The organism is Polynucleobacter sp. MG-5-Ahmo-C2 (assembly GCF_018687735.1).
GTDB lineage: Bacteria > Pseudomonadota > Gammaproteobacteria > Burkholderiales > Burkholderiaceae > Polynucleobacter.
Genome location: NZ_CP061304.1, coordinates 194,645 through 215,456 on the forward strand (window position 1 = coordinate 194,645; position 20,812 = coordinate 215,456).

A 20,812-nucleotide genomic window follows, 5' to 3' on the forward strand; every position below is an offset into this window, starting at 1 on the left:
AATAAAAGAATTTAGGAGAAAGTTATGTTGAATTGGGATGAGGAAGTTGCTCCAGCGTTAGCGAAAGCTGGTGTTCCACCGCAGCCGGTTGCAGTGGAGCCACAACGTCCACAGCCAGATCAAGTGGCAATGGCACCGCAAACTGTCGCGTCTGCGCCGGTAGAAGCCGCTAACTTAGCTGGTGGCGCAGCATTGCGTGTAAACGCGGCTGATAAGCGCGTGATTAATGCCAAGACTGATGTAAATCAACTGGTGCCATTTAAATATAAGTGGGCTTGGGAAAAATATTTGGCTGGATGTGCAAACCATTGGATGCCACAAGAGATCAATATGAACCGCGATATCGCGCTTTGGAAGGATCCTAATGGTTTGACTGAAGATGAGCGTCGCATCATCAAACGCAATCTGGGTTTCTTTACCACTGCTGATTCTTTGGCGGCAAATAATATTGTTTTGGGTACTTATCGCCACATTACTGCTCCAGAGTGCCGTCAATACCTATTGCGTCAGGCTTTTGAAGAGGCGATTCATACTCATGCGTACCAATATATTGTCGAATCTTTAGGTTTAGATCAGAGCGAAATCTTCAATGCGTACAACGAAATTGAGTCTATTCGCGCCAAAGACCAATTCTTAATTCCGTTTATTAACGTGTTGACAGACCCAAATTTCAAGACTGGCACGCTAGAAGCTGACCAAATGTTGCTTCGTTCACTCATCGTTTTTGCTTGTGTGATGGAAGGTTTGTTCTTTTATGTTGGTTTTACGCAAATACTTGCAATGGGTCGTCAAAACAAAATGACGGGTGCTGCTGAGCAGTATCAATACATCCTTCGTGACGAGTCAATGCACTGCAATTTTGGCATCGATTTGATTAACCAAATCAAGCTGGAGAACCCGCAGTTATGGACTTCCGCGTTCAAAGACGAGATTAAATCTATCTTTGAAAAAGCAGTCGAATTAGAGTACCGTTATGCCGAAGATACGATGCCTCGAGGAGTGCTCGGATTGAACGCTCCAATGTTCAAAGGTTACCTAAGATACATTTGTAATCGCAGATGTTTGCAAATAGGACTTGACGCGATGTTCCCAAATGAAGAGAATCCATTTCCATGGATGTCAGAAATGATTGATCTGAAAAAAGAACGAAACTTTTTTGAGACACGCGTTATTGAGTATCAGACCGGTGGTGCGCTAAGTTGGGAGTAGTAAAGTAATTAGTAAGCGCACAACTGGCTAAATAGGAGATTAGACGGTTGGACAGTTTAAGAAGTCAGCAGAAACAGACTCAAATCCGAAAACCCTTACTCAAGGGTGCCAGAGCTATTCTCTCTATTTTTTCCACCACATTTAAGAAGCCGTTGCCCTTTGGGGCTGCGGCTTTTTTTCCAGGATTCATTAGCGTGCAGCACTTAGCATCAAGCCGCGCGCCGATGAATGGCTCGCTCGTCAGATCTAATTGGTTGCAAAACCAGGCGGAAATGAGTGGTCGGGTCTTCTTAATCGGTAGTTTGTATCAATCCTCACGTGAAGGAGTATGACTATGGCAATCGCCAAGAAAAAACCTGCTGCAAAGAAACCAGCTGCGAAGAAAAAAGTAGCTGCTAAGAAGCCTGCTGCTAAAAAAGTAGCTGCTAAGAAGCGTCCTGCTGCGAAGAAAAAAGTAGCTGCTAAGAAGCCTGCTGCTAAAAAAGTAGCTGCTAAGAAGCGTCCTGCTGCTAAGAAGCGCCCAGCTGCTAAAAAAGCTGCCGCTAAAAAGCCAGCCGCTAAGAAGCGTCCAGCTGCTAAAAAACGCGTAGCAAAAAAAAAGTAAGTAAGCCTGCTGCGAAGAAAGCGGGCTCTGCTGTAAAAAAGCCCGTGGCTAAGAAAGCTGCTCTAGCAACATCTGCTGCTGCTTGGCCCTTCCCAACTGGCACACGTCCTTAATCAGACGGGTGTTACCAAAAGGGGTCTCTAACGAGACCCCTTTTTTATTGCTGAGCGATTTTAGATTGCGCTTAGTAACTAAAGCCAAAAGCAGTTTTAAATTGCTCAGCAATCTGAGCCTGGCTTAATTGATGATTTTGTGGTCCCTGATGGGTAATTTTGATTGAGCCCATCAAACTGGCTAGGCGACCGGTTGTTTCCCAGTCCATGCCATTTTCGAGTCCAAAAAGTAAGCCACCACGAAAAGCATCACCACATCCGGTTGGGTCAACTACCTTTGTCGCTGGTACGGATGGAATGGAGATGCACTTACCATCAGAATAGATGTCAGCACCCTCAGCACCTTTGGTGACAATCAAGGCCTTTACTCGCTCAGCTACCTTGGCTAGGCTCAGCCCGGTTCTTTGTGAAAGCATTTCGCCTTCATAGTCATTTACAGCCAGATAACTTGCAATATCAACCAACTCCAGTAGTTCTGGACCGTTAAACATCGGCAGACCTTGGCCTGGATCAAAAATAAATGGAATGTTGGCTTCTGCTAATTGATGGCAGTGCTCCCACATGCCTTGACGACCATCTGGAGCGACGATGCCAAATTTGGCTGCGCCCTTAGAGTTTTTACTGCGCTCTGCAAGTACTGCAGAAACTTGGTTGAGATGGGATTCACCCATTGCACCTGGATGAAAGGCAGTAATCTGATTATTGGCTTGATCGGTTGTAATCATCGCCTGCGCCGTGAAGGCTTGGTCAATTTGACGTATGTGGCTAGCATCAATCTTCAGCTGCTCAAGACGGCTCATATAGGGAGAGGCATCACCGCCAACCGTTGCCATGATGATCGGGTCACCACCTAAGATCTTGAGGTTGTAGGCGATATTACCTGCGCAGCCACCGAATTCTCGGCGCATGGTTGGTACTAAGAAGGCCACATTCAGAATATGAATCTGCTCAGGCAGGATTTGGTCGGCAAATTTGCCTTCAAAGTTCATGATGGTGTCATAGGCGATAGAGCCGCAGATCAAGCTAGCCATAAATTGCTTTCTGTAAAAAATGAATAGGAATTAAGGATGAGAATAAAGAAAAAGTGAAATCAGTGAGTTGCTTAGGGGTAAAAGACTCTGACGCGATAGCCAGCAGCATTCTGTGGCAAGGAAATTGGTAACTCGGACTGAATCTGCTCGCCTGAGGGGATGCCTGTCCGCAAAAAATCAGAATGAGATTCTTGCCAAGCAATAGGCAACCATTCTTTTGGGCTTATTTGAATTGATTGGATCTCAGATTCTTCTGCATCAGTGAGAGAAATTTCTAAATTTGGGGGTAAAACAGCTATTGCGAGACGATTTTGTATTTCAACTTGCAGTAATGATTGATTTACGCCGCTTTTAAGCCCCTCTCCTGCACTTTCAGGTGATAGCGTGGCTGAGATTATTTTCCAAGCTGCAAAATCGCGTACAGGGCGATTTACGCAGCCTAGTGCGTGACATAATTTTTGATCAACACGCTGCAAAACAGAAAATGCACTGACAGCAAACGAATGTGATGTGCCATCAACACGTGGTGCTAATGTAGGCAGTAAAGAATTTCTAGAAAGATGCTCACCAAATACAAGTAGCAGGGCAAAAAAGCAGAGCTGTAGGGCTAACTTAGTTCTTTTTTTTTCAGCAGGTGCAGCAATATCAGCTTTGCTGACATTCTGCTTGTCTTGACTCAGGGCCCCATGCAAGCAAACCCAGCCATCACTCTCTTTCCAAACGGTAAGGGTCAGCCATTGACTGTAGGTTGAGATTACTTCATCAGCTTGGCGCGCAAGTACGCCGGATAAAACAATCTGTCCGCCTGGGCGCATTTTGTTTACCAATGCTGGCGCCAGAACTTGTAGTGGGTTGGCTAAGATATTGGCCATCACGATGTCATATTTTGTTTCTGCAGCAAGCTGAGGGGCGTTTTCGTTTGGCAAAACAAACTGAATTACGGTGTGATTAATTTGCGCATTACTGCGGGCGGCAATCATTGCTTGAGGATCAATATCAGTGCCTACGACTGGATTGCAACCGAGTTTTGCAGCTGCAATCGCGAGAATGCCAGACCCACAACCGTAATCCAAAAGACTTTGTTGTTGTAGGCCCTGATGTTCTTCAAGCCAAAGTAAGCATAGATGGGTGGTGGGGTGACTGCCCGTGCCAAAGGCAAGGCCTGGATCTACAGCTAAGCAAATCGCATCTGGATCGGAGGGAGCTTCATGCCAAGATGGCACAACCCAAATGCGCTTACCAATCTGAATAGGTGCAAATTGGCTTTGAGTGAGCCTTACCCAATCTTGTTCTTCAACGATTTTTTCTTGAGGGGCTGTAAGATTGAAGCCAGCTTCTTTCAGGGAATCAAGTAACTCAGGAATAAATTCTGCGCTAGCTGAGGCGTCGATGTCTGGATTGAAAAGGGCTGTAACAGCAGATCTATCCCAAGCCTGAATTTCTGGCGATAGACCAGGTTCTCCATAAAGCGGGTTTTCATCATGTCCACCAGCTGCATCATCTTCTACCGTGACAGAAAGTGCCCCCAGCTCAAGCAGAACATCACCTAAGGATTCAGCAGTTTCAGCAGCTACCGTGAAGACCAGTTCACGATAAGACATGAGGTGCTCGCATGAATTAAGATTTTCCGCGACTTGCAGCTTGCTCTTCCAAGCGATGCTCAAGGTAATGAATACTGGTACCGCCTTCGATGAAATTAGGGTCCAACATCAATTCGCGATGGAGGGGCACATTGGTAGTGATGCCGTCAATGACCATTTCTGAAAGGGCTATTTGCATGCGGCGGATCGCTTGTTCGCGAGTGTTGCCATAAGAAATCAATTTACCAATCATGGAGTCATAGTTCGAAGGAACTACATAACCGCTATAGGCATGAGAGTCGACACGAATTCCGGGGCCGCCTGGCATATGGAATGAGCCAATTTTGCCTGGGCTTGGCGTGAATTTAAATGGATCCTCAGCATTTAGGCGACATTCGATTGCATGACCACGGAACACAATATCCTTCTGGCGGTAATTTAATTTGAGGCCAGCTGCAATCCGAATCTGTTCTTGAACAATGTCTACGCCGGTAATCATTTCAGTCACTGGATGTTCAACTTGAACTCGGGTATTCATCTCAATGAAGAAGAATTCACCATTCTCATAGAGGAATTCGAAGGTTCCTGCGCCACGATAAGCAATTTTTCGGCAGGCTTCTGCGCAGCGCTCACCAATTTTTGCAATCAAGCGGCGATCAATGCCAGGCGCTGGAGCTTCTTCAATGACTTTTTGATGGCGACGTTGCATCGAGCAATCACGTTCGCCTAACCAAATCGCATTGCCATGGGTATCGGCCAGAATTTGAATCTCTACGTGCCGGGGTTTTTCTAGAAACTTCTCCATATAGACTTCTGGATTACCAAAAGCGCGGCCTGCTTCTTCACGAGTCATGTTTACTGCGTTGATCAGGGCTGCTTCGGTATGCACAACTCGCATGCCGCGACCACCACCACCACCGGCAGCTTTAATGATGACCGGATAGCCAACCTTTTTTGCGGCAGCAATAATTTCTTTTGGATCATCCGGCAGTGCACCCTCAGAGCCAGGAACGCAAGGGACGCCTGCTTTAATCATGGCGCGTTTCGCAGAAACTTTGTCACCCATGAGCCGAATCGATGCTGCAGTCGGACCTATGAAGGCGAAGCCTGATTTCTCAACCCGTTCAGCAAAGTCAGCATTCTCGGAAAGAAAACCATAGCCAGGGTGAATTGCTTCGGCATCAGTCACCTCAGCTGCAGAAATAATGGCCGGCATGTTGAGATAACTGAGTGGGGAAGGCGCTGGACCAATACACACCGCTTCATCAGCAAGCTTCACATATTTAGCTTCTTTATCTGCAGTGGAATACACCACTACAGTTTTAATTCCCAATTCGCGGCAAGCACGTTGGATTCGGAGAGCAATTTCCCCCCGATTGGCGATCAGAATCTTATCGAACATGTAGGCTCTAAGTTAGGTAAAGATGGACTAGAGGGCTTAAAGAATTAAGCAATGATGAAAAGTGGTTGATCAAATTCAACGCCTTGACCGTTTTCGCAAAGAATTTCTCTCACGACACCGGCATACTCTGACTCAATTTCATTGAGCAATTTCATGGCTTCAATAATGCAAAGGGTTTGGCCTACTTTTACAGTGTCACCAATGCTTACAAAATTTGGGGATTCTGGATTTGGGGCACGATAGAAAGTACCCACCATTGGTGAGCGCGCAACAGAGCCAGTTTCAGTGGCAGGCGCTTCAGCTACCGCTCCTACTCCCGCAACTGCTGTAGGGGCAGTTTGAGCAGCATGAATGGGCGCCGGGTTTGCATAAACTGTTTGTCCAGCAGGGGCTGAAGAGCCAGCATTTACGATGCGGACACGGTCTTCACCTTCGTTCACCTCTAACTCAGAAATGCCTGATTCAGAAACTAGGTCGATCAAGGTTTTTAGTTTTCTCAGATCCATACGAGTGCTTCCTCTCATCTAATACTTTGAATAGAATTATTTTTGTAAATGGGTAATGGCTGCTTTGAGCGCTAATTCATAACCAATAGCGCCTAAACCACAAATTACTCCCGTAGCAATGTCAGATAAATAGGAGTGCTTACGAAACTCTTCGCGCTGATGAATATTGGATAAATGAATTTCCACAAAGGGAATGGCTACCCCAGCTAAAACATCCCGTAGGGCAACGCTAGTGTGGGTAAAGGCGCCTGGGTTAATGATGATGAAATCAACCCCATCTAGTTTGGCTTTTTGAATGCGGTCAATTAGCTCGCCTTCATGGTTGCTTTGGTAGGTGCTGAGGTTTACAGACTCAGCTTTGGCTAAATCTTCTAGCTTTTGGTGAATGTCTTCAAGCGTAGTTTTTCCATAAACCTCTGGTTCACGAGTGCCTAATAGGTTGAGATTTGGGCCCTGAATTACGAGAATTGAAGCTTTTTTCGACATAGATCCCTGTTTTTAGAGGCAGTTAGATGTTAATTGCTTCACATGTTATGCCCGAAGTATACCTTCCTAGGCGTCTAAAAAAGCGAATTTTTGGGGTTTTTAGATGAAGTTACTGAAACAAATTCGATTTATTGCCTATTTTCTATGCAATAAAGAGAAGGGGTATCATTACAGAAAATCAATAAGATGGCCTATAAAGCAGACTTAATTGCTTTTCTGAGCTCTTCTTCGTTTATCTTTCCTAATTTAGTAAAAGTAGATTTACCTTTGCTATTAATGATTACGGTGTAAGGGAGTGCACCTTGAGTATTTCCCATTTGCTTGGAGAGACTGCTGCCTACCAGGCCGCCAATGAGAATAGGGTAGCTTACAGGGGTCTTTTCCAGAAATTCTCGAATATTAGAGGGTGAATCGATGCCGATGCCGACAAATACTACATTTTGCTGCATATATTCCCGCTGAAGCTGGTCTAAGGCCGGCATTTCTTCAACACAGGGAGGGCACCAGGAGGCCCAAAAGTTAACTACTAGGATTTTCCCTCGCCATTGCGCAGTATTGGCTGTTTTTCCATCTGGACTTTGCCAAGGGTTCGCAAAAAAGGCCTTAACGGATGGTTCACTGGCTAAGCCAGTTTGCGAAATCCATTGGGAAGTGAAGACGCCGCCAAGCAAGGCTATGAGACTGATTCCGCAGATGATCAGTAATTGTCTTCGGTTCATTGCAACTCCTTCGCTAAAATTCGTAGATGCATATACATATCTTAGGCATCTGCGGTACTTTCATGGGCGGGATTGCCGCAATCGCTCGGCAAGCCGGTCACCGTGTAACTGGTTGTGATGCTAATGTGTATCCACCAATGAGTACTCAACTTGAGGCTCAAGGCATCGAATTGATTGAAGGATTTTCACCGGATCAATTATTGCAGTTTGAGACGATGCCTGATTTATTTGTTATCGGCAACGTGGTCTCTCGTGGCAATCCACTAATGGAGGCTATTCTCAATCAAGGACTCCCTTATACTTCTGGGCCGCAGTGGTTGGGCGAGCAAGTTTTATATGGCCGACATGTTTTGGCGGTTGCTGGCACACACGGTAAGACAACAACATCAGCCATGCTCACCTGGATACTTGAATTTAATGGCTATAAGCCTGGCTATTTGATTGGCGGAGTGCCGCTGAATTTCCCGGTATCTGCACGTTTAGGTGAGAGCAAATATTTTGTGATCGAGGCCGATGAATATGACACCGCATTCTTTGATAAGCGCAGTAAGTTTGTCCACTACAGACCGCGCACTGCCTTGCTAAATAACTTGGAGTTTGATCACGCCGATATTTTTGCTGATCTAGCGGCCATTGAAACCCAGTTTCATCATTTAGTTCGCACGGTCCCGAGCGAAGGTTTGTTGGTGGTGAATGGTGAAGAGCCTGCCCTAGCGAGTGTGATTACAAAGGGTGCCTGGGCGCCAGTAGAGTGTTTTGGTCATGCTACTAGTAACGAATGGTCATTTATTTCTCAAGAGGGCGATGGGTTTATTGTCCACAGATCCGGTAAAGAAGTCGCAAAAGTGCATTGGGCTGTAGACTCCGGAATAATGGGTCGTCATAACCAATTAAATGCTCTTGCAGCAATTGCATCGGCAAGCCACGTTGGTATTCCCCCGGCAGATTCTGCTCGCGCCCTGGCAGAATTTAAGAATGTCAAACGACGCCTCGAGACCGTCGGTGTTGTAAATGACATCACTATCTATGACGATTTTGCGCATCATCCAACTGCCATTACGACAACTGTGGATGGTTTACGTCGTCGCGTTGGTAAGAGCCGCATCTTGGCTGTCTTGGAACCTCGCTCTAATACGATGAAGCTTGGGGTGATGAAGGCTCAGTTACCTGGCAGCTTGGAGCAGGTGGATAAAGTTTTTGCCTATGGTGCCAATACTGGTAAGGAGTCTCTAGGTTGGGACTTGGCAGAGGTCTTATCTCCGCTCAATATGAAAGAGCAGGGCAAAGCATTTGCTTTTGATGACCTTGATGTTTTAGTAGGTGTGCTTGCAAAAGAAGTAAGGCCTGGGGATCATGTCTTGGTGATGAGTAATGGCGGATTTGGTGGCGTGCATCAAAAACTATTAAAAGCTATTGCAGGCCAATAGAAAAAGAAAGTAAAAAATGGGTGACAGATTAAAAGACAAAGTAGCAATTATCACGGGTGGCGCTAAAGGGATTGGCTTCGCTACTGCTCAGCGCTTTGCGGGAGAAGGCGCAATCACAATCGTTGCGGATATGAATTTAGAGTCTGTAAAAGGCGCTGCCGCACAAATTCCGAAGGCAGAAGCTTATGCCATGAACGTGACTGATCGTGCCAGTATTCAGGCGGTTGTGGATCAGGTGATGCAAAAACACGGCCGTATAGATATCTTGATTAATAACGCTGGTATTACACAAGATGCCCGTCTGGTGAAGATGACAGAGGCGCAATTTGACTCTGTAATTGATGTCAATTTGAAGGGTGTTTTCAATTGCACGCAGATAATTGTTCCGCATATGCTAGAGGCTAAATCAGGTGCGATTGTGAATGCATCTAGTGTAGTTGGTATTTACGGTAACTTTGGTCAAACCAATTATTCAGCCACCAAATTTGGGGTGATTGGCTTTACCAAGACTTGGGCTCGAGAGTTGGGCCCCAAAGGTATTCGAGTGAATGCAGTCTGCCCCGGCTTTATTGCTACCGAAATGGTTAAAGCAATGCCTGAAAATATTCTGCAAGATATTGAGAGGCGAAGTTGGCTTGGCCGCCTTGGCACTCCAGAAGAAATGGCCAATGTCTATTTATTCTTAGCCAGCGATGAAGCTAGCTATGTCAATGGAGTTGCATTAGAGGCTAGCGGCGGAATTTCCCTCTGAGTATGAATCTTTTATACGAAGAAGGTGGCGATATTAAGATTGCCGCAGTGCAGTCTGCATCGGGCACAGGTGATGCCGAGTCTTGGCAGGCCACTAGTCTTTCTGGAAAGAAGATCAAACTCAAAGCAAAGGAAGTTTGGCTCCGCTTTGAAAAGCCTGAGCCTCAAGCCGTGATGGACGAGGCCACTGCTTTATCTCAGAATATCGATTTGCAGTTACTGTGGGATTGCGCTCCAGATAAAGAGTTTGGTTTGGTCGATGTTTCTCATGAATATTTTGGCGCACAAGCAACTATCCCGCAGCAAGTCTCTTTAGCAATTGCTTTGCAAGGAGCCCCAGTATTTTTTCGTCGCAAGGGGCGTGGCCGCTTTCAGAGGGCGCCCCTAGAGCAACTGCAGGCCGGCTTAGCTGCGCTTGAGCGCAAACAAAAAGAATTGGAGCAGCAGTCTGCATGGCAACAAGAATTGGTTGCCGGCACTTTCCCGGAAGTGCTCAAATCTTCTTCTCAGCAATTATTGTTTTCACCGGATAAAAATACCACTGCGTATAAAGCATTGTTAGCCGCATGCGCTGAGACTGGTGAATCTCCGGCGCAGTTGATGATTCGGTGCGGTGCAATTCTTTCGCCCCTGGCTTATCACCAAGGCATGTTTCTGAAAGCACACTTCCCCAATGGCGCTGCGCATAGTCAGGGCATTGGGGTTGATCAATCTGCTTACGCTGCTGCCATTGCAGATCTGCCACTCGCAGACGTGAAAGCTTTCTCAATTGATGACTCGGGTACAACAGAGATTGATGATGCTTTATCAGTAACTGATTTGGGAGAAGGAGTTCATCGCATTGGTGTTCATATTGCTGCCCCCGGCTTAGCGATTACCAAAGATGACTCACTTGATCAGGTAGCGCGTACTCGTATGTCTACCGTATATTTCCCAGGTGACAAAATCACGATGTTGCCTGACTCGGTCATTGAGCAATTCTCTTTGGATGCAGGTGCTTCGAGGCCGGCCTTATCGATTTATGTTGATGTCGATCCAGAAGGGGTTGCGAACAGGGATTCCCTGCAAATGCGTGCTGAGATGGTGCCAATGGCAGCTAATTTGCGTTTAGAGAATATTGAACACCTTGTTAGCGAAGATAGCTTGCTGGATGAGGGTGCGGCTTATCCATATCGTAAAGAGCTCGCCATTTTATGGAAAGCGGCTAAACATCTGCATGCTGGACGTCAAGAAAAGCGAGTGGCTAATGGCCTTCGCCCAGAGCAGTTAGGTCTCATTGATCCCAACGCTTTAGCAAGAGATTTTCATTTCCAGATTCAGGATGTGAATGGGGTCCAGCGCGTCGAGATTGAGCCCCGTCAGCGCGGATCGATTCTCGATACGATCGTTGCGGAATGGATGATTTTCTGTAATAGCGCCTCAGGGCAGCTGTTAGCTGATCATGGTTTGCCTGGCTTATTCAGAACCCAAAAGGGTTGGGGGCCTCTACGCACCCGTATGCAAACCACCCCGGGTCCTCATGAAGGCTTAGGCTTGGATTACTACGCATGGTGTACATCACCTCTACGTCGTTACTCTGATTTGGTAAACCAATGGCAATTGATTGCCCTGGCTAAACATGGTGTGACTGCAAAGATGGTCGCACCTTTTCCGCCTCGAGATGCCACTTTGATGGGGATTGCGGCAGATTTTGAGTCTTGTTATCAAACTTACGGTGAGTATCAAGATAGATTGGAGAAGTATTGGTGTTTGCGTTGGGCTATTCAAGATGGTGAATCAAAAAATGTACACGTTCGTCATTTAAAGGAAGGAATGTCTCGACTCGAGCTGGTGCCGCTCCATTTGCCTATACCGGAGTTGGCAAGTCATCCGCGGATGACCCGTGCTGAGGTAGTCTTGGAAGATATCGATCTATTGCAGTTAAGTGCCGCCGTCAGGGTATTGGAAATTGAAGCTAAAGTCGAGGTGCCTGAAGTTAGCGCTGCAGAAGATGGTAGCCCAGATTAAATCTGCAGGATTCGTGATGCCTAAAACATTAAATAAGGGAATACTTTATTTTCAAACTGCTTGGCGACGCCACCCATTTCGTCTAGCCCTTTGTGTATCGCTTCTCATTCATATTATTTTTCTCTCGATACGCTGGGGAATTGGAGAAGTTGAGAATCGTCGCCTTAACACCCCCCTGAGCGTTGTGTTGGTAAATGCCAGCACTAAAACGCCGCCGAAGGAGGCCAATAAATTAGCCCAAGCTGATTTACAAGGCGGCGGCAAAACAATGAACCAAGATGCAACTGCTTTGCACCGTGCGCGTTTAGGGGCAGAGGCTCGACTAGAGGTTTTAGAGAAACAACAGAAGCAAATGTTGGCAAAACTGGATGAGCAATTTACTCGTTCCGGCGGACGTAAGAGTGGTGATGATCAAAAAATGACCCCACAACTCAATTCGCTAGAGGCTGAATTAGCCAAGCGTTTGCAGACTGATGGGCGCGAGCCTCGACGTAAAGTGTTGACTGGTGCCAATGCCAAGGCAGTGACTTTTGCGCACTACTACGACGCTATGCGTCAGAAGATAGAAGCTTATGGAAGTGCATTTTTCCCACGCGCTAATGGCCACCCTTTGTATGGCAGCTTAGTGATTGTGGTCAGTGTGGATGCCCAAGGACGCATTACTACAAACGCCCAGGGTAAAGATGGCCTATCAATAGGTCGCAGCTCAGGCAATCCTGAGTTGGATAGGCAGGCTCTTGCCATCGTGCGCGCCTCCGCCCCCTTCGGACCATTTCCTTCAGAAATGCGTAATCAGATCGATGTGCTCGATTGGGTTTCTACCTTTGAGTTCACTCGAGATGGCTCTGACTACTTAGAGCTTAAGCGTTAACTTTTTTAAAGATAGTTTCTAAATTCGCTTATTCTGTAGTCATCATGAGTTCACCTAAATCTGTCGATCTACATACTGATCCCGGTCTATTTTCGGGGCTGGATGTTTATGCTGTTGCTGGCAATCCAATTGCCCATAGCAAATCTCCCGTAATTCATCAACACTTTGCAGAGCAGGCGAGCCAAAAAATGCACTATGGTCGCTTGCAGCCTGAAATTTATTCATTTGCTGCCGCAGCCAAATCTTTCTTCGCCGCAGGTGGAAAAGGCATGAATATCACAGTGCCATTTAAATTGGACGCGCAAGCTTTTGCGGATGTATTAAGTTCGCGCGCCAAGTTAGCAGGAGCAGTCAACACCTTATGGATAAAAGCGGGCAAAGTCTTTGGCGACAATACCGATGGTGCTGGACTGGTGCGCGACTTGTCAGCACAGGGCCTTGCGATTCATCAATCTAGGATATTGCTTCTAGGTGCTGGTGGTGCCGCACGCGGTGTGATTGGACCATTGCTAGAGCAATCACCAAAGTGTTTGGTGATTGCTAATCGATCTACTGCAAAAGCGGATGAACTCGTGAAGTTGTTTGCTGATCTAGCGGCTTCTAAAGAAGTTGCTCTGGAATCTAGATCCTTATTGGAATTAGAGGATTCTTCAACTACCCCTTACCCATTTGATTTGGTAATCAATGCTACAGCCGCAGGATTAGTGGATGAATCACCTTTGACTCCTGCGGCAGCCATCAATATTTTTGTGCCAAGTTCCTTTGCATACGAGATGGTCTACGGCAAATCTACGGCCTTTATGCAACAAGCTTTGCAAAAAGGTGCGCGGGTAAGTGATGGCTTAGGGATGTTAGTTGAGCAAGCCGCTGATGCATTTTTATTGTGGCGCGGTGAAGACTTGGCGACAGCAATTGATTCACGTGCAGTCTTAGCTAAGCTTCGCAGTTAGTTCTACTATTCGACTGACTTTCTAATGCGTTGGCTTACTTACCTGGTCAAGTGTTTGCTCTGTGGTTTTGTCGCAATGCAAATTTACTTTGTGATTCAAATCGCCCTCTGGATCGAGCTCAATCCTGCTAGTACTGCGTTTCAGAGGGCTGAACGTTGGCGTTTGTGTTCATGGCATTGGTCGTGCCCAGTCTATTCTGAGTGGACTCCTTATGACAAGATTTCCAACAATCTTAAGCGTGCGGTATTGGTCAGTGAGGATGATATTTTTTTTCAGCACAACGGTTTTCGGTTTGAAGATATGAAAAAAGCTTGGGAAAAAAATCAACAAAGAACTCAGGTGGGTAGCTCTAGGACCGCTTTGCGCGGTGGCTCAACAATTACTCAGCAGTTAGCAAAAAATCTCTTTCTTTCTTCTGAGCAAAATTATTTGCGTAAGGGGCAAGAGCTCATCATTACTGAACTTTTGGAGCTAACCCTCTCAAAACAACGTTTATTTGAGATCTATCTCAATTCAGTTGAGTGGGGTGAGGGTATCTTTGGTATAGGATCTGCTGCTCACTACTATTACGCAAGCACTCCAGCCGCATTGGATCGAGACCATGCCGCCGCATTGGCCTCTGCCTTGCCCGCACCAAAGTGTTTTGATAAGCCGCAATATTGTCGTAAGGCTAATATTCATTTTCCAACTCGCCAAGAGTTCATCTTGGAAAATATGGATCGGGTTGCCTTAGCGCCTTATTCGTCAGCTAAAAGCAGTAAATCAATCAAGCAATAATTTATTGCCTCTCAGTCTACTTGGCACTAGCAACCCTGAGGGCATCACGCGTGCTTTGCGCTACCGCTCTTGCTGCCTGGGCAAAATCACTACCAACGCTGGCATACAAAATGGCTCTAGATGAATTAATGATCATTCCAGTGCCCGGAGCATGGGTAATGCGACCTGCTGCAACGGTAGCATCAATATCACCGCCCTGGGCGCCAATGCCTGGAATGAGTAAAGGCATATCGCCAATAATCGCACGCACCTTAGCAATCTCTTCAGGAAATGTGGCGCCTACTACCAGGCTAATTTGGCCAGAGCTATTCCACTTTTGTGCGGCCAGTTTAGCAACATGCAAATAAAGGGGTTCACCAGAAGCGGTATTGATAAATTGCAAATCTGATCCACCGGGATTTGATGTGCGACAAAGCACAATGACACCTTTGCCAGCATGCTTCAGATACGGCTCGATTGTGTCAAAGCCCATATAGGGGTTTACTGTGACTGCATCTGCTCCATACCGTTCAAAGGCTTCGAGAGCATAGTGATCTGCAGTGCTCCCAATATCTCCGCGCTTGGAATCTAAGATTACAGGAATATGGGGGTACTTATCCTTGAGGTGCTGAATGAGTTTTTCTAGTTGCGCCTCGGCTCTTTGAGAGGCAAAGTAAGCAAACTGGGGTTTAAATGCGCACACTAAATCGGCAGTCGCATCAGCGATTTCGCGACAGAACTCAAATATTCCCTCAGGTTTGCCCTGGAGGGATGAGGGCAAGCGCTTAGGATCAGGGTCAAAACCAACACACAGCATACTGCCTTGGGAAGCCCATGCAGACTGGAGTTGCTGGTTAAAGGTATTTGAGCGAGAGTTCATTGGATTTGGCTTATTTTAGTGAAACTGTCATGGTGTATAGGATAAACTAGCGCTCATTCCTTAGGAGTTCACCATGATCAACTTGTTCGTCCTGCAAAATGGCCGCCTCTCTCAAGAGCAAGTGGAAGATCGCAATGAATTGTTGCAATACGCTAATCCTATCTGGATTGACGTAGTTGATCCAGAAGAAGAAGAGCTGATTTGGATTAAAGAGGCGTTTGGCGTGCTTTTACCTGAATTGGATGATTTGGGCGATTTGGAAGCTTCCGCGCGCTATTTTGAGGCCGACGATGGTCATCTTCATATCCGCACTGATTTTTTATTGGATGAAGAAGAAACCTCTCGCAACGTGCGAGTTGCGTTTGTCCTGACCAAGCAAGTCCTGTTCTCGATTCATGATGAAGATTTACCAGTGTTCCGCTTGGTGCGTTTGCGCGCACGCTTGCGACCTGGTTCAGTGAGCAATGCAAAAGATGTTTTGCTGGATCTGTATTCCACCGATGCTGAGTACTCTGCCGATGCGCTAGAAGAGGTTTACGAAAATCTCGAGCAAGCCGGTAAGCGAGTTCTTTCTGACAGCATTAACGATGCTGATGCTGCAGAGGTTTTAGAGACGATTGCTAAGGAAGAAGATACCAACGGACGTATCCGTCGTAATGTGATGGATACGCGCAGAGCCTTATCTTTTCTGATGCGAAGCAAGTTGTTATCAGACGAACAGCAAGAGGAGGCGCGTCAAATTTTGCGAGATATTGACTCGCTCGAGAACCATACTGCATTCTTGTTCGACAAGATCAACTTCTTGATGGATGCAACAGTCGGCTTCATTAACTTGAACCAATCTAAGATTATCAAGATCTTCTCGGTGGTATCTGTTGCCTTAATGCCGCCTACTCTCTTGGCCAGTATTTGGGGCATGAACTACAAACACATGCCTGAGCTAGATGCCACTTGGGGTTATCCAATGGCAATTGGCGCAATGATTGTTTCAGCCATTATTCCGTTGGTTTACTTCCACAGTAAGGGTTGGATGAAGTAATTAGTTCTTTAGTAATTGAATTAGACCTGCTAAAGCATGATCAGTTGCCTGTTGGCGTATCGCTTGCCGATCTCCATCAAATAGTTTGGTTTCACAAGTGGTGATATTTGTGCCGGCAACATTTCTGATGACCCACCCAAAACAAACAGTTCCCACAGGCTTATCTTTTGACCCTCCGGTGGGGCCGGCAACTCCAGTAATGGCAATGGCAAGATCAACGCCTGCGTTGATTTGAGCTCCCTGTGCCATGGCTTTAGCCACCGGTTCACTGACCGCACCGTGGGACTCTATGAGTTCTGCCGGAACCCCTAGGCACTCAGTTTTGGCTTGGTTGCTATAGGTGATGTAGCCACGCTCAAACCATGCGCTTGATCCTGATAGTTCCGTTAGGGTGGCGCAGACGAGGCCACCTGTACAAGATTCAGCCAGCGCCAGTTTCCAGCTTTTGGTAGTTAATAGTTGAGCTAGTTCTTTAGCGTGATTAATAGAGTTCATAGTGGAATCATCTTTTGTATCAAAGCAATCACTAGAAGCGTGAAAAAGGCTGCAGCAAGGTCATCCACCATGATGCCAAACCCGCGCCAGATAATTTGTAATATGGTTGATGGGTTGTGATTATTCTCTAGATTTTTAAAGTGACAATCAATCATTCCAATGGGTCCTGGCTTGAGGGCATCAAAAAAACGGAAGAGTCCAAAAGCGATTGTCTGCATCCAAATGCTGCTTGGCATGATCAACAGCAGCACAATCCAAAAGGCGATGATTTCATCCCAAACAATTCCACCAAAATCTTTTTTACCCAACTCTTCGCTGACGTGACCGCAGATCCAGCATCCCAAAATAATGCCGCCACCAATAATCCAGAGAAAGTCCTCTGTAGATAGAAAATACTCCCCTACTAAGAACGCTGCCCAAGCCCAAAGAGTGCCTGCAGTACCAGGTGCCACAGGGCTTAGGCCGCTGCCAAAGCCAAACGCAATAGTGCGACTTGCAGTTTGTCTTACCCATTTAAAAGTGGGTATTACTGGATCGGGATCTTTGGGGATACTCATTTTGCAAAGTGGTCAAAGGATGCAAGCAGCGTTGCTGTTTGGGTAGCGTTTAGTAGGTCGCCATGCTGATTGAGTAAATGTAATTTTCCGGCTTCGCCTGCTGCTTTCCTAATGCTGCCGATTCTAGCGAGGGATAAATTAAGATCTTTGCTGATCCCATCAATAGCAGCCCTCTTCTCAATCGGAGCAGTGAAACAAATTTCATAATCGTCACCACCGCTGGCGGCAAATTGATTTTGGATGGCCTCATTCTGTTTTTGTAAGGTTGCAGATTTTGGCAGAAGCGCTAAAAATATTTCCGCCCCCACTTCAGACTGTTTGAGAATGTGCTGAAGGTCGCCAAGCAATCCATCCGATACATCCAAGGCTGCGCTTGCGATATCGCGAAGTTTGATACCAAGCTCTATTCGGGGAGCGGGGTCATGCATACGATGTTCTATTTGCTTTAAATCTTGCTCGGAAAGAATGATTTCATGACGCAGCGCAGCAAGAGCGAGTCTCGCATCACCAATCGTTCCTGAAATCCAAATGTCATCCCCAACTTTTGCCCCTGATCTTCGAATGGCTTTTCCGAAGGGGATGCTGCCAAATGCTGTAATGGAAATTGTGAGGGGGCCAGCAGTGGTGTCGCCGCCAATGAGTGAGCAAGAATATTCATTTGCAATAGCAAAGAGGCCTTTGGAAAAGGCTGCAAGCCAAGCGGTATTGACCATCGGTAAAGCGATTGCCAAGGTGAATCCGATAGGCTTTGCTCCCATAGCCGCCAGGTCTGAAAGGTTGACTGCTAGAGCTTTGCGGCCGAGTAACTCTGGATCGGCATCGGCAAAAAAATGCCTCCCCTCAACCAGCATATCGGAAGTAATGGCAATTTCTTCGTTAGGTCTGGATTTGAGAAGGGCGCAATCATCCCCCATTCCCAGGGCGATAGCTTGCTCTTTATTTGAGCCCATGGCATCTGACCCCGTTTTAAAAAAACGCTCAATGAGATCAAATTCGCCGAGAGGGCTGGATTCAGGATGCATATCTTATTTTATGGCTCTTGGGAGAGGTGCGCTCGAGAGGAATAGAATTAGACTCTTCTATGTGTCTTACCAAAGAGTACGCTGATGAGCAAAGAAAACAATAAAGAGCAACAAATTGCAGCCCTAAGAGAGGCTGCTCTCCAGTATCACGAGTTTCCGACCCCGGGGAAGATTGAGATCGCGCCAACTAAGCAGTTGACCAATCAACGCGATTTAGCGCTTGCTTATACGCCAGGCGTTGCTGCACCGTGCGAAGAGATTGTTAAAGATCCCGCTAATGCTTTTAAATACACTGCTCGCGGAAATTTAGTTGGTGTAATTACCAACGGTACTGCTGTTCTTGGCTTGGGAAATATTGGGCCGCTGGCAAGCAAGCCAGTGATGGAAGGAAAAGCTGTTCTCTTCAAAAAGTTTGCCGGTATTGATGTTTTTGATATCGAAGTAAATGAAAACGATCCTGATAAGTTGGTTGAAATCATCGCCGCATTGGAGCCAACATTTGGCGGTATTAATCTAGAAGATATTAAAGCGCCTGATTGCTTTGTGGTTGAGCGCAAATTGCAAGCTCGTATGAAGATTCCAGTCTTTCACGATGATCAACATGGCACTGCGATTGTGGTAGCCGCCGCGATTCTAAACGGCCTAAAGGTGGTTGGTAAGGATGTTGGCAACGTGAAGTTAGTGACATCTGGGGCTGGCGCTGCTGCTCTAGCCTGTTTGGATTTATTGGTTGATTTGGGTATTCCTCGCAAAAATATTTGGGTAACGGATTTAGCTGGTGTCGCATATAAGGGTCGTAAGGAATTAATGGATCCCGAGAAGGAGCCATTTTGTCAAGAGACAGAATTGCGCACTCTGGACCAAGCAATTGAGGGCGCGGATATTTTCTTGGGTCTTTCTGCTGGTGGTGTATTAAAACAAGACATGGTGAAGAAGATGGCACCTAATCCATTGGTCTATGCCCTAGCAAATCCAACCCCAGAAATTCTTCCCGAAGAGGTAAAGGCGGTTCGTCCTGATGCAGTGATGGCTACAGGCCGCACCGATTATCCAAACCAAGTAAATAATGTGTTGTGCTTTCCGTTTATCTTCCGTGGAGCATTAGATGTAGGCGCCACAACCATTACACGCGGCATGGAAGTCGCTGCGGTGAAGGCGGTTGCAGAGTTAGCGCAAGCGGAACAGAGCGAAGTGGTTGCCTCTGTATACGGCATTGAGAACCTCTCTTTTGGCCCGGAGTACTTGATTCCAAAACCGTTTGATCCGCGTTTGATCACGGTGATTGCCCCTGCTGTAGCGAAAGCTGCCATGGATGATGGGGTGGCTTCACGCCCTATTAAAGATTTCGATGCTTATCGTAATCAGCTTCAACAGTTTGTGTACCACTCTGGTACTTTGATGAAGCCGCTCTTTAGCATTGCGAAGCGTGTACCAGCAAATCAAAAACGGATTGTGTTTGCCGAGGGTGAAGATGAGCGCGTATTGCGTGCAGTCCAAATCATTATTGATGAAAACCTGGCTACTCCAATCTTGATTGGCCGCCCAGCAGTGATTGAGCACCGCATTGATAAGTTTGGTCTGCGCATGAAGACGGGTGATGACTTTGAAGTTGTTAACCCAGAGAATGACCCTCGTTTCCGGGACTTCTGGCAAACCTATTTGAGCTTGACTGAGCGCAAGGGGGTGTCTGAGTCTTACGCCAAATTGGAAACCCGTCGTCGTAACAGCTTAATTGGCTCCATCATGATTAACAAAGGGATGGCCGATGGGATGATTTGCGGCACGATTGGTAATCCCGCTACTCATCTTAAATATATTGATGAGGTGGTTGGTCACGAGGCTGGCGCGAATGTTTATGGAGCGATGTCTGGTTTGATTCTGCCGGGTCGCCAAGTATTCCTGGTAGACACGCATATCAATATTGATCCAAATGCAGAAGAGTTGGCGGAGCTGACCTTGATGGCCGCTAGTGAAATGCGGAAGTTAGGCTTAGTACCAAAAGTTGCCCTCCTTTCTCATTCCAATTTTGGTTCAAGCAACGCGCCTTCGGCAGTGAAAATGCGCGAAGTACTGTCCTTGGTGCAGAAAGCAGACCCTACATTAGAGGTTGATGGTGAAATGCACGGCGATAGCGCTTTGGATGCAACCATTCGTGCTGGTGCAGTAACTTCTTCCCCCTTGAAGGGCGATGCAAATCTTTTAGTTCTGCCCAATATTGACGCCGCTAATATTTCTTACAATTTGTTAAAAACTGCAGCGGGTAACGGTATTGCTATCGGGCCATTGTTGTTGGGTGTGGCTAAACCAATCCACATTCTGACTCCAGCAGCTACTGTACGCAGGATCGTGAATGTAACAACTTTGGCAGTCGTAGAGGCGGCTAGCAACACGAGAGGCGTCTCCTAAGG

At 46.6% G+C, this 20,812-nt stretch carries 20 protein-coding genes and 1 pseudogene; 10 read left to right on the forward strand and 11 right to left on the reverse strand.

Annotated features, from left to right (window positions below):
- Positions 1 to 24: 24 nt before the first annotated feature.
- Together C2740_RS01060 and C2740_RS01065 are read left to right on the forward strand one after the other, a co-directional pair.
- Positions 25 to 1,209, forward strand: coding sequence for a ribonucleotide-diphosphate reductase subunit beta (locus C2740_RS01060; RefSeq protein ID WP_215293569.1), 1,185 nt, complete (start codon positions 25 to 27; stop codon positions 1,207 to 1,209).
- Between the two features lie 334 nt (positions 1,210 to 1,543).
- The gene (locus tag C2740_RS01065) at positions 1,544 to 1,813 is read left to right on the forward strand and encodes a hypothetical protein (RefSeq protein ID WP_305849418.1); all 270 of its coding nucleotides are present in this window, start codon (positions 1,544 to 1,546) and stop codon (positions 1,811 to 1,813) included.
- A gap of 184 nt (positions 1,814 to 1,997) precedes the next feature.
- Here C2740_RS01065 and C2740_RS01070 read toward each other — a convergent pair whose 3' ends face one another.
- From C2740_RS01070 to C2740_RS01095, 7 genes and pseudogenes are all read right to left on the reverse strand, one after another.
- On the reverse strand, positions 1,998 to 2,957 hold the full coding sequence (locus C2740_RS01070; RefSeq protein WP_215293570.1) for a carbohydrate kinase family protein: 960 nt from the start codon (positions 2,955 to 2,957) through the stop codon (positions 1,998 to 2,000).
- 71 nt (positions 2,958 to 3,028) lie between these two features.
- Positions 3,029 to 3,649 (reverse strand): DUF3426 domain-containing protein, encoded by a 621-nt coding sequence (locus C2740_RS09355; protein ID WP_251369706.1) that lies wholly within the window; start codon positions 3,647 to 3,649, stop codon positions 3,029 to 3,031.
- Positions 3,641 to 4,558, reverse strand: a pseudogene (prmA, locus tag C2740_RS09360) (50S ribosomal protein L11 methyltransferase); the annotation flags it as partial. The pseudogene prmA and the gene C2740_RS09355, both read right to left, overlap by 9 nt.
- A 16-nt stretch (positions 4,559 to 4,574) precedes the next feature.
- Positions 4,575 to 5,939, reverse strand: a complete 1,365-nt coding sequence (gene accC, locus C2740_RS01080; protein WP_215293572.1) for an acetyl-CoA carboxylase biotin carboxylase subunit — start codon at positions 5,937 to 5,939, stop codon at positions 4,575 to 4,577.
- Between the two features lie 44 nt (positions 5,940 to 5,983).
- On the reverse strand, positions 5,984 to 6,445 hold the full coding sequence (accB, locus tag C2740_RS01085) for an acetyl-CoA carboxylase biotin carboxyl carrier protein (protein WP_215293573.1): 462 nt from the start codon (positions 6,443 to 6,445) through the stop codon (positions 5,984 to 5,986).
- A gap of 36 nt (positions 6,446 to 6,481) precedes the next feature.
- Positions 6,482 to 6,931, reverse strand: a complete 450-nt coding sequence (gene aroQ / locus C2740_RS01090) for a type II 3-dehydroquinate dehydratase (RefSeq protein ID WP_215293574.1) — start codon at positions 6,929 to 6,931, stop codon at positions 6,482 to 6,484.
- 191 nt (positions 6,932 to 7,122) lie between these two features.
- Positions 7,123 to 7,650: a TlpA disulfide reductase family protein gene (locus C2740_RS01095; protein ID WP_215293575.1), complete on the reverse strand. Its 528-nt coding sequence runs from the start codon at positions 7,648 to 7,650 to the stop codon at positions 7,123 to 7,125.
- A gap of 26 nt (positions 7,651 to 7,676) precedes the next feature.
- Between C2740_RS01095 and mpl the strand changes: the two genes are divergently transcribed.
- The 6 genes from mpl to mtgA are packed head-to-tail and all read left to right on the forward strand — an operon-like array spanning position 7,677 to position 14,432.
- The gene (mpl, locus tag C2740_RS01100) at positions 7,677 to 9,077 is read left to right on the forward strand and encodes a UDP-N-acetylmuramate:L-alanyl-gamma-D-glutamyl-meso-diaminopimelate ligase (protein WP_215293576.1); all 1,401 of its coding nucleotides are present in this window, start codon (positions 7,677 to 7,679) and stop codon (positions 9,075 to 9,077) included.
- A 16-nt stretch (positions 9,078 to 9,093) separates the two neighbouring features.
- On the forward strand, positions 9,094 to 9,828 hold the full coding sequence (locus C2740_RS01105; RefSeq protein ID WP_215293577.1) for a beta-ketoacyl-ACP reductase: 735 nt from the start codon (positions 9,094 to 9,096) through the stop codon (positions 9,826 to 9,828).
- Between the two features lie 2 nt (positions 9,829 to 9,830).
- The gene (locus tag C2740_RS01110; RefSeq protein ID WP_215293578.1) at positions 9,831 to 11,834 is read left to right on the forward strand and encodes a ribonuclease catalytic domain-containing protein; all 2,004 of its coding nucleotides are present in this window, start codon (positions 9,831 to 9,833) and stop codon (positions 11,832 to 11,834) included.
- A 16-nt stretch (positions 11,835 to 11,850) separates the two neighbouring features.
- Positions 11,851 to 12,705, forward strand: a complete 855-nt coding sequence (locus C2740_RS01115) for a TonB family protein (protein WP_251369656.1) — start codon at positions 11,851 to 11,853, stop codon at positions 12,703 to 12,705.
- A 44-nt stretch (positions 12,706 to 12,749) separates the two neighbouring features.
- Positions 12,750 to 13,655 (forward strand): shikimate dehydrogenase, encoded by a 906-nt coding sequence (aroE, locus tag C2740_RS01120; RefSeq protein ID WP_215293580.1) that lies wholly within the window; start codon positions 12,750 to 12,752, stop codon positions 13,653 to 13,655.
- Between the two features lie 24 nt (positions 13,656 to 13,679).
- Positions 13,680 to 14,432 carry a monofunctional biosynthetic peptidoglycan transglycosylase gene (gene mtgA / locus C2740_RS01125; RefSeq protein WP_215293581.1) on the forward strand — a complete coding sequence of 251 codons (753 nt, stop codon included), beginning with the start codon at positions 13,680 to 13,682 and terminating at the stop codon, positions 14,430 to 14,432.
- 16 nt (positions 14,433 to 14,448) lie between these two features.
- On the opposite strand, the gene pyrF is transcribed toward mtgA, so the two are convergent.
- On the reverse strand, positions 14,449 to 15,291 hold the full coding sequence (gene pyrF, locus C2740_RS01130) for an orotidine-5'-phosphate decarboxylase (protein ID WP_215293582.1): 843 nt from the start codon (positions 15,289 to 15,291) through the stop codon (positions 14,449 to 14,451).
- 73 nt (positions 15,292 to 15,364) lie between these two features.
- Between pyrF and corA the strand changes: the two genes are divergently transcribed.
- Positions 15,365 to 16,330: a magnesium/cobalt transporter CorA gene (gene corA, locus C2740_RS01135; protein ID WP_215293583.1), complete on the forward strand. Its 966-nt coding sequence runs from the start codon at positions 15,365 to 15,367 to the stop codon at positions 16,328 to 16,330.
- On the opposite strand, the gene C2740_RS01140 is transcribed toward corA, so the two are convergent.
- The 3 genes from C2740_RS01140 to thiL are packed head-to-tail and all read right to left on the reverse strand — an operon-like array spanning position 16,331 to position 18,404.
- Positions 16,331 to 16,825 (reverse strand): CinA family protein, encoded by a 495-nt coding sequence (locus C2740_RS01140; protein WP_215293584.1) that lies wholly within the window; start codon positions 16,823 to 16,825, stop codon positions 16,331 to 16,333. It abuts the gene before it with no gap.
- A complete protein-coding gene (locus tag C2740_RS01145; RefSeq protein ID WP_215293585.1) occupies positions 16,822 to 17,382 on the reverse strand; it encodes a phosphatidylglycerophosphatase A in 561 nt (186 codons plus the stop codon). Before C2740_RS01145 ends, C2740_RS01140 begins: the two co-directional genes overlap by 4 nt.
- A complete protein-coding gene (gene thiL, locus C2740_RS01150) occupies positions 17,379 to 18,404 on the reverse strand; it encodes a thiamine-phosphate kinase (RefSeq protein ID WP_215293586.1) in 1,026 nt (341 codons plus the stop codon). Before thiL ends, C2740_RS01145 begins: the two co-directional genes overlap by 4 nt.
- A gap of 84 nt (positions 18,405 to 18,488) precedes the next feature.
- Here thiL and C2740_RS01155 point away from each other — a divergent pair, with 84 nt between their 5' ends.
- Positions 18,489 to 20,810, forward strand: coding sequence for an NADP-dependent malic enzyme (locus tag C2740_RS01155; protein ID WP_215293587.1), 2,322 nt, complete (start codon positions 18,489 to 18,491; stop codon positions 20,808 to 20,810).
- Positions 20,811 to 20,812: the final 2 nt, after the last annotated feature.

Excerpts from the sequence above, each read along its gene's own strand:
- accC (WP_215293572.1), bottom strand. The coding sequence starts at position 5,939 with ATGTTCGATAAGATTCTGATCGCCAATCGGGGGGAAATTGCTCTCCGA.
- C2740_RS01060 (WP_215293569.1), top strand. The coding sequence starts at position 25 with ATGTTGAATTGGGATGAGGAAGTTGCTCCAGCGTTAGCGAAAGCTGGT.
- corA (WP_215293583.1), top strand. The coding sequence starts at position 15,365 with ATGATCAACTTGTTCGTCCTGCAAAATGGCCGCCTCTCTCAAGAGCAA.
- C2740_RS01115 (WP_251369656.1), top strand. The coding sequence starts at position 11,851 with ATGCCTAAAACATTAAATAAGGGAATACTTTATTTTCAAACTGCTTGG.
- C2740_RS01155 (WP_215293587.1), top strand. The coding sequence starts at position 18,489 with ATGAGCAAAGAAAACAATAAAGAGCAACAAATTGCAGCCCTAAGAGAG.
- C2740_RS01070 (WP_215293570.1), bottom strand. The coding sequence starts at position 2,957 with ATGGCTAGCTTGATCTGCGGCTCTATCGCCTATGACACCATCATGAAC.
- C2740_RS01110 (WP_215293578.1), top strand. The coding sequence starts at position 9,831 with ATGAATCTTTTATACGAAGAAGGTGGCGATATTAAGATTGCCGCAGTG.
- accB (WP_215293573.1), bottom strand. The coding sequence starts at position 6,445 with ATGGATCTGAGAAAACTAAAAACCTTGATCGACCTAGTTTCTGAATCA.
- C2740_RS01105 (WP_215293577.1), top strand. The coding sequence starts at position 9,094 with ATGGGTGACAGATTAAAAGACAAAGTAGCAATTATCACGGGTGGCGCT.
- mpl (WP_215293576.1), top strand. The coding sequence starts at position 7,677 with ATGCATATACATATCTTAGGCATCTGCGGTACTTTCATGGGCGGGATT.
- pyrF (WP_215293582.1), bottom strand. The coding sequence starts at position 15,291 with ATGAACTCTCGCTCAAATACCTTTAACCAGCAACTCCAGTCTGCATGG.
- C2740_RS01140 (WP_215293584.1), bottom strand. The coding sequence starts at position 16,825 with ATGAACTCTATTAATCACGCTAAAGAACTAGCTCAACTATTAACTACC.
- aroE (WP_215293580.1), top strand. The coding sequence starts at position 12,750 with ATGAGTTCACCTAAATCTGTCGATCTACATACTGATCCCGGTCTATTT.
- mtgA (WP_215293581.1), top strand. The coding sequence starts at position 13,680 with ATGCGTTGGCTTACTTACCTGGTCAAGTGTTTGCTCTGTGGTTTTGTC.
- aroQ (WP_215293574.1), bottom strand. The coding sequence starts at position 6,931 with ATGTCGAAAAAAGCTTCAATTCTCGTAATTCAGGGCCCAAATCTCAAC.
- C2740_RS01145 (WP_215293585.1), bottom strand. The coding sequence starts at position 17,382 with ATGAGTATCCCCAAAGATCCCGATCCAGTAATACCCACTTTTAAATGG.
- C2740_RS01095 (WP_215293575.1), bottom strand. The coding sequence starts at position 7,650 with ATGAACCGAAGACAATTACTGATCATCTGCGGAATCAGTCTCATAGCC.
- C2740_RS01065 (WP_305849418.1), top strand. The coding sequence starts at position 1,544 with ATGGCAATCGCCAAGAAAAAACCTGCTGCAAAGAAACCAGCTGCGAAG.
- thiL (WP_215293586.1), bottom strand. The coding sequence starts at position 18,404 with ATGCATCCTGAATCCAGCCCTCTCGGCGAATTTGATCTCATTGAGCGT.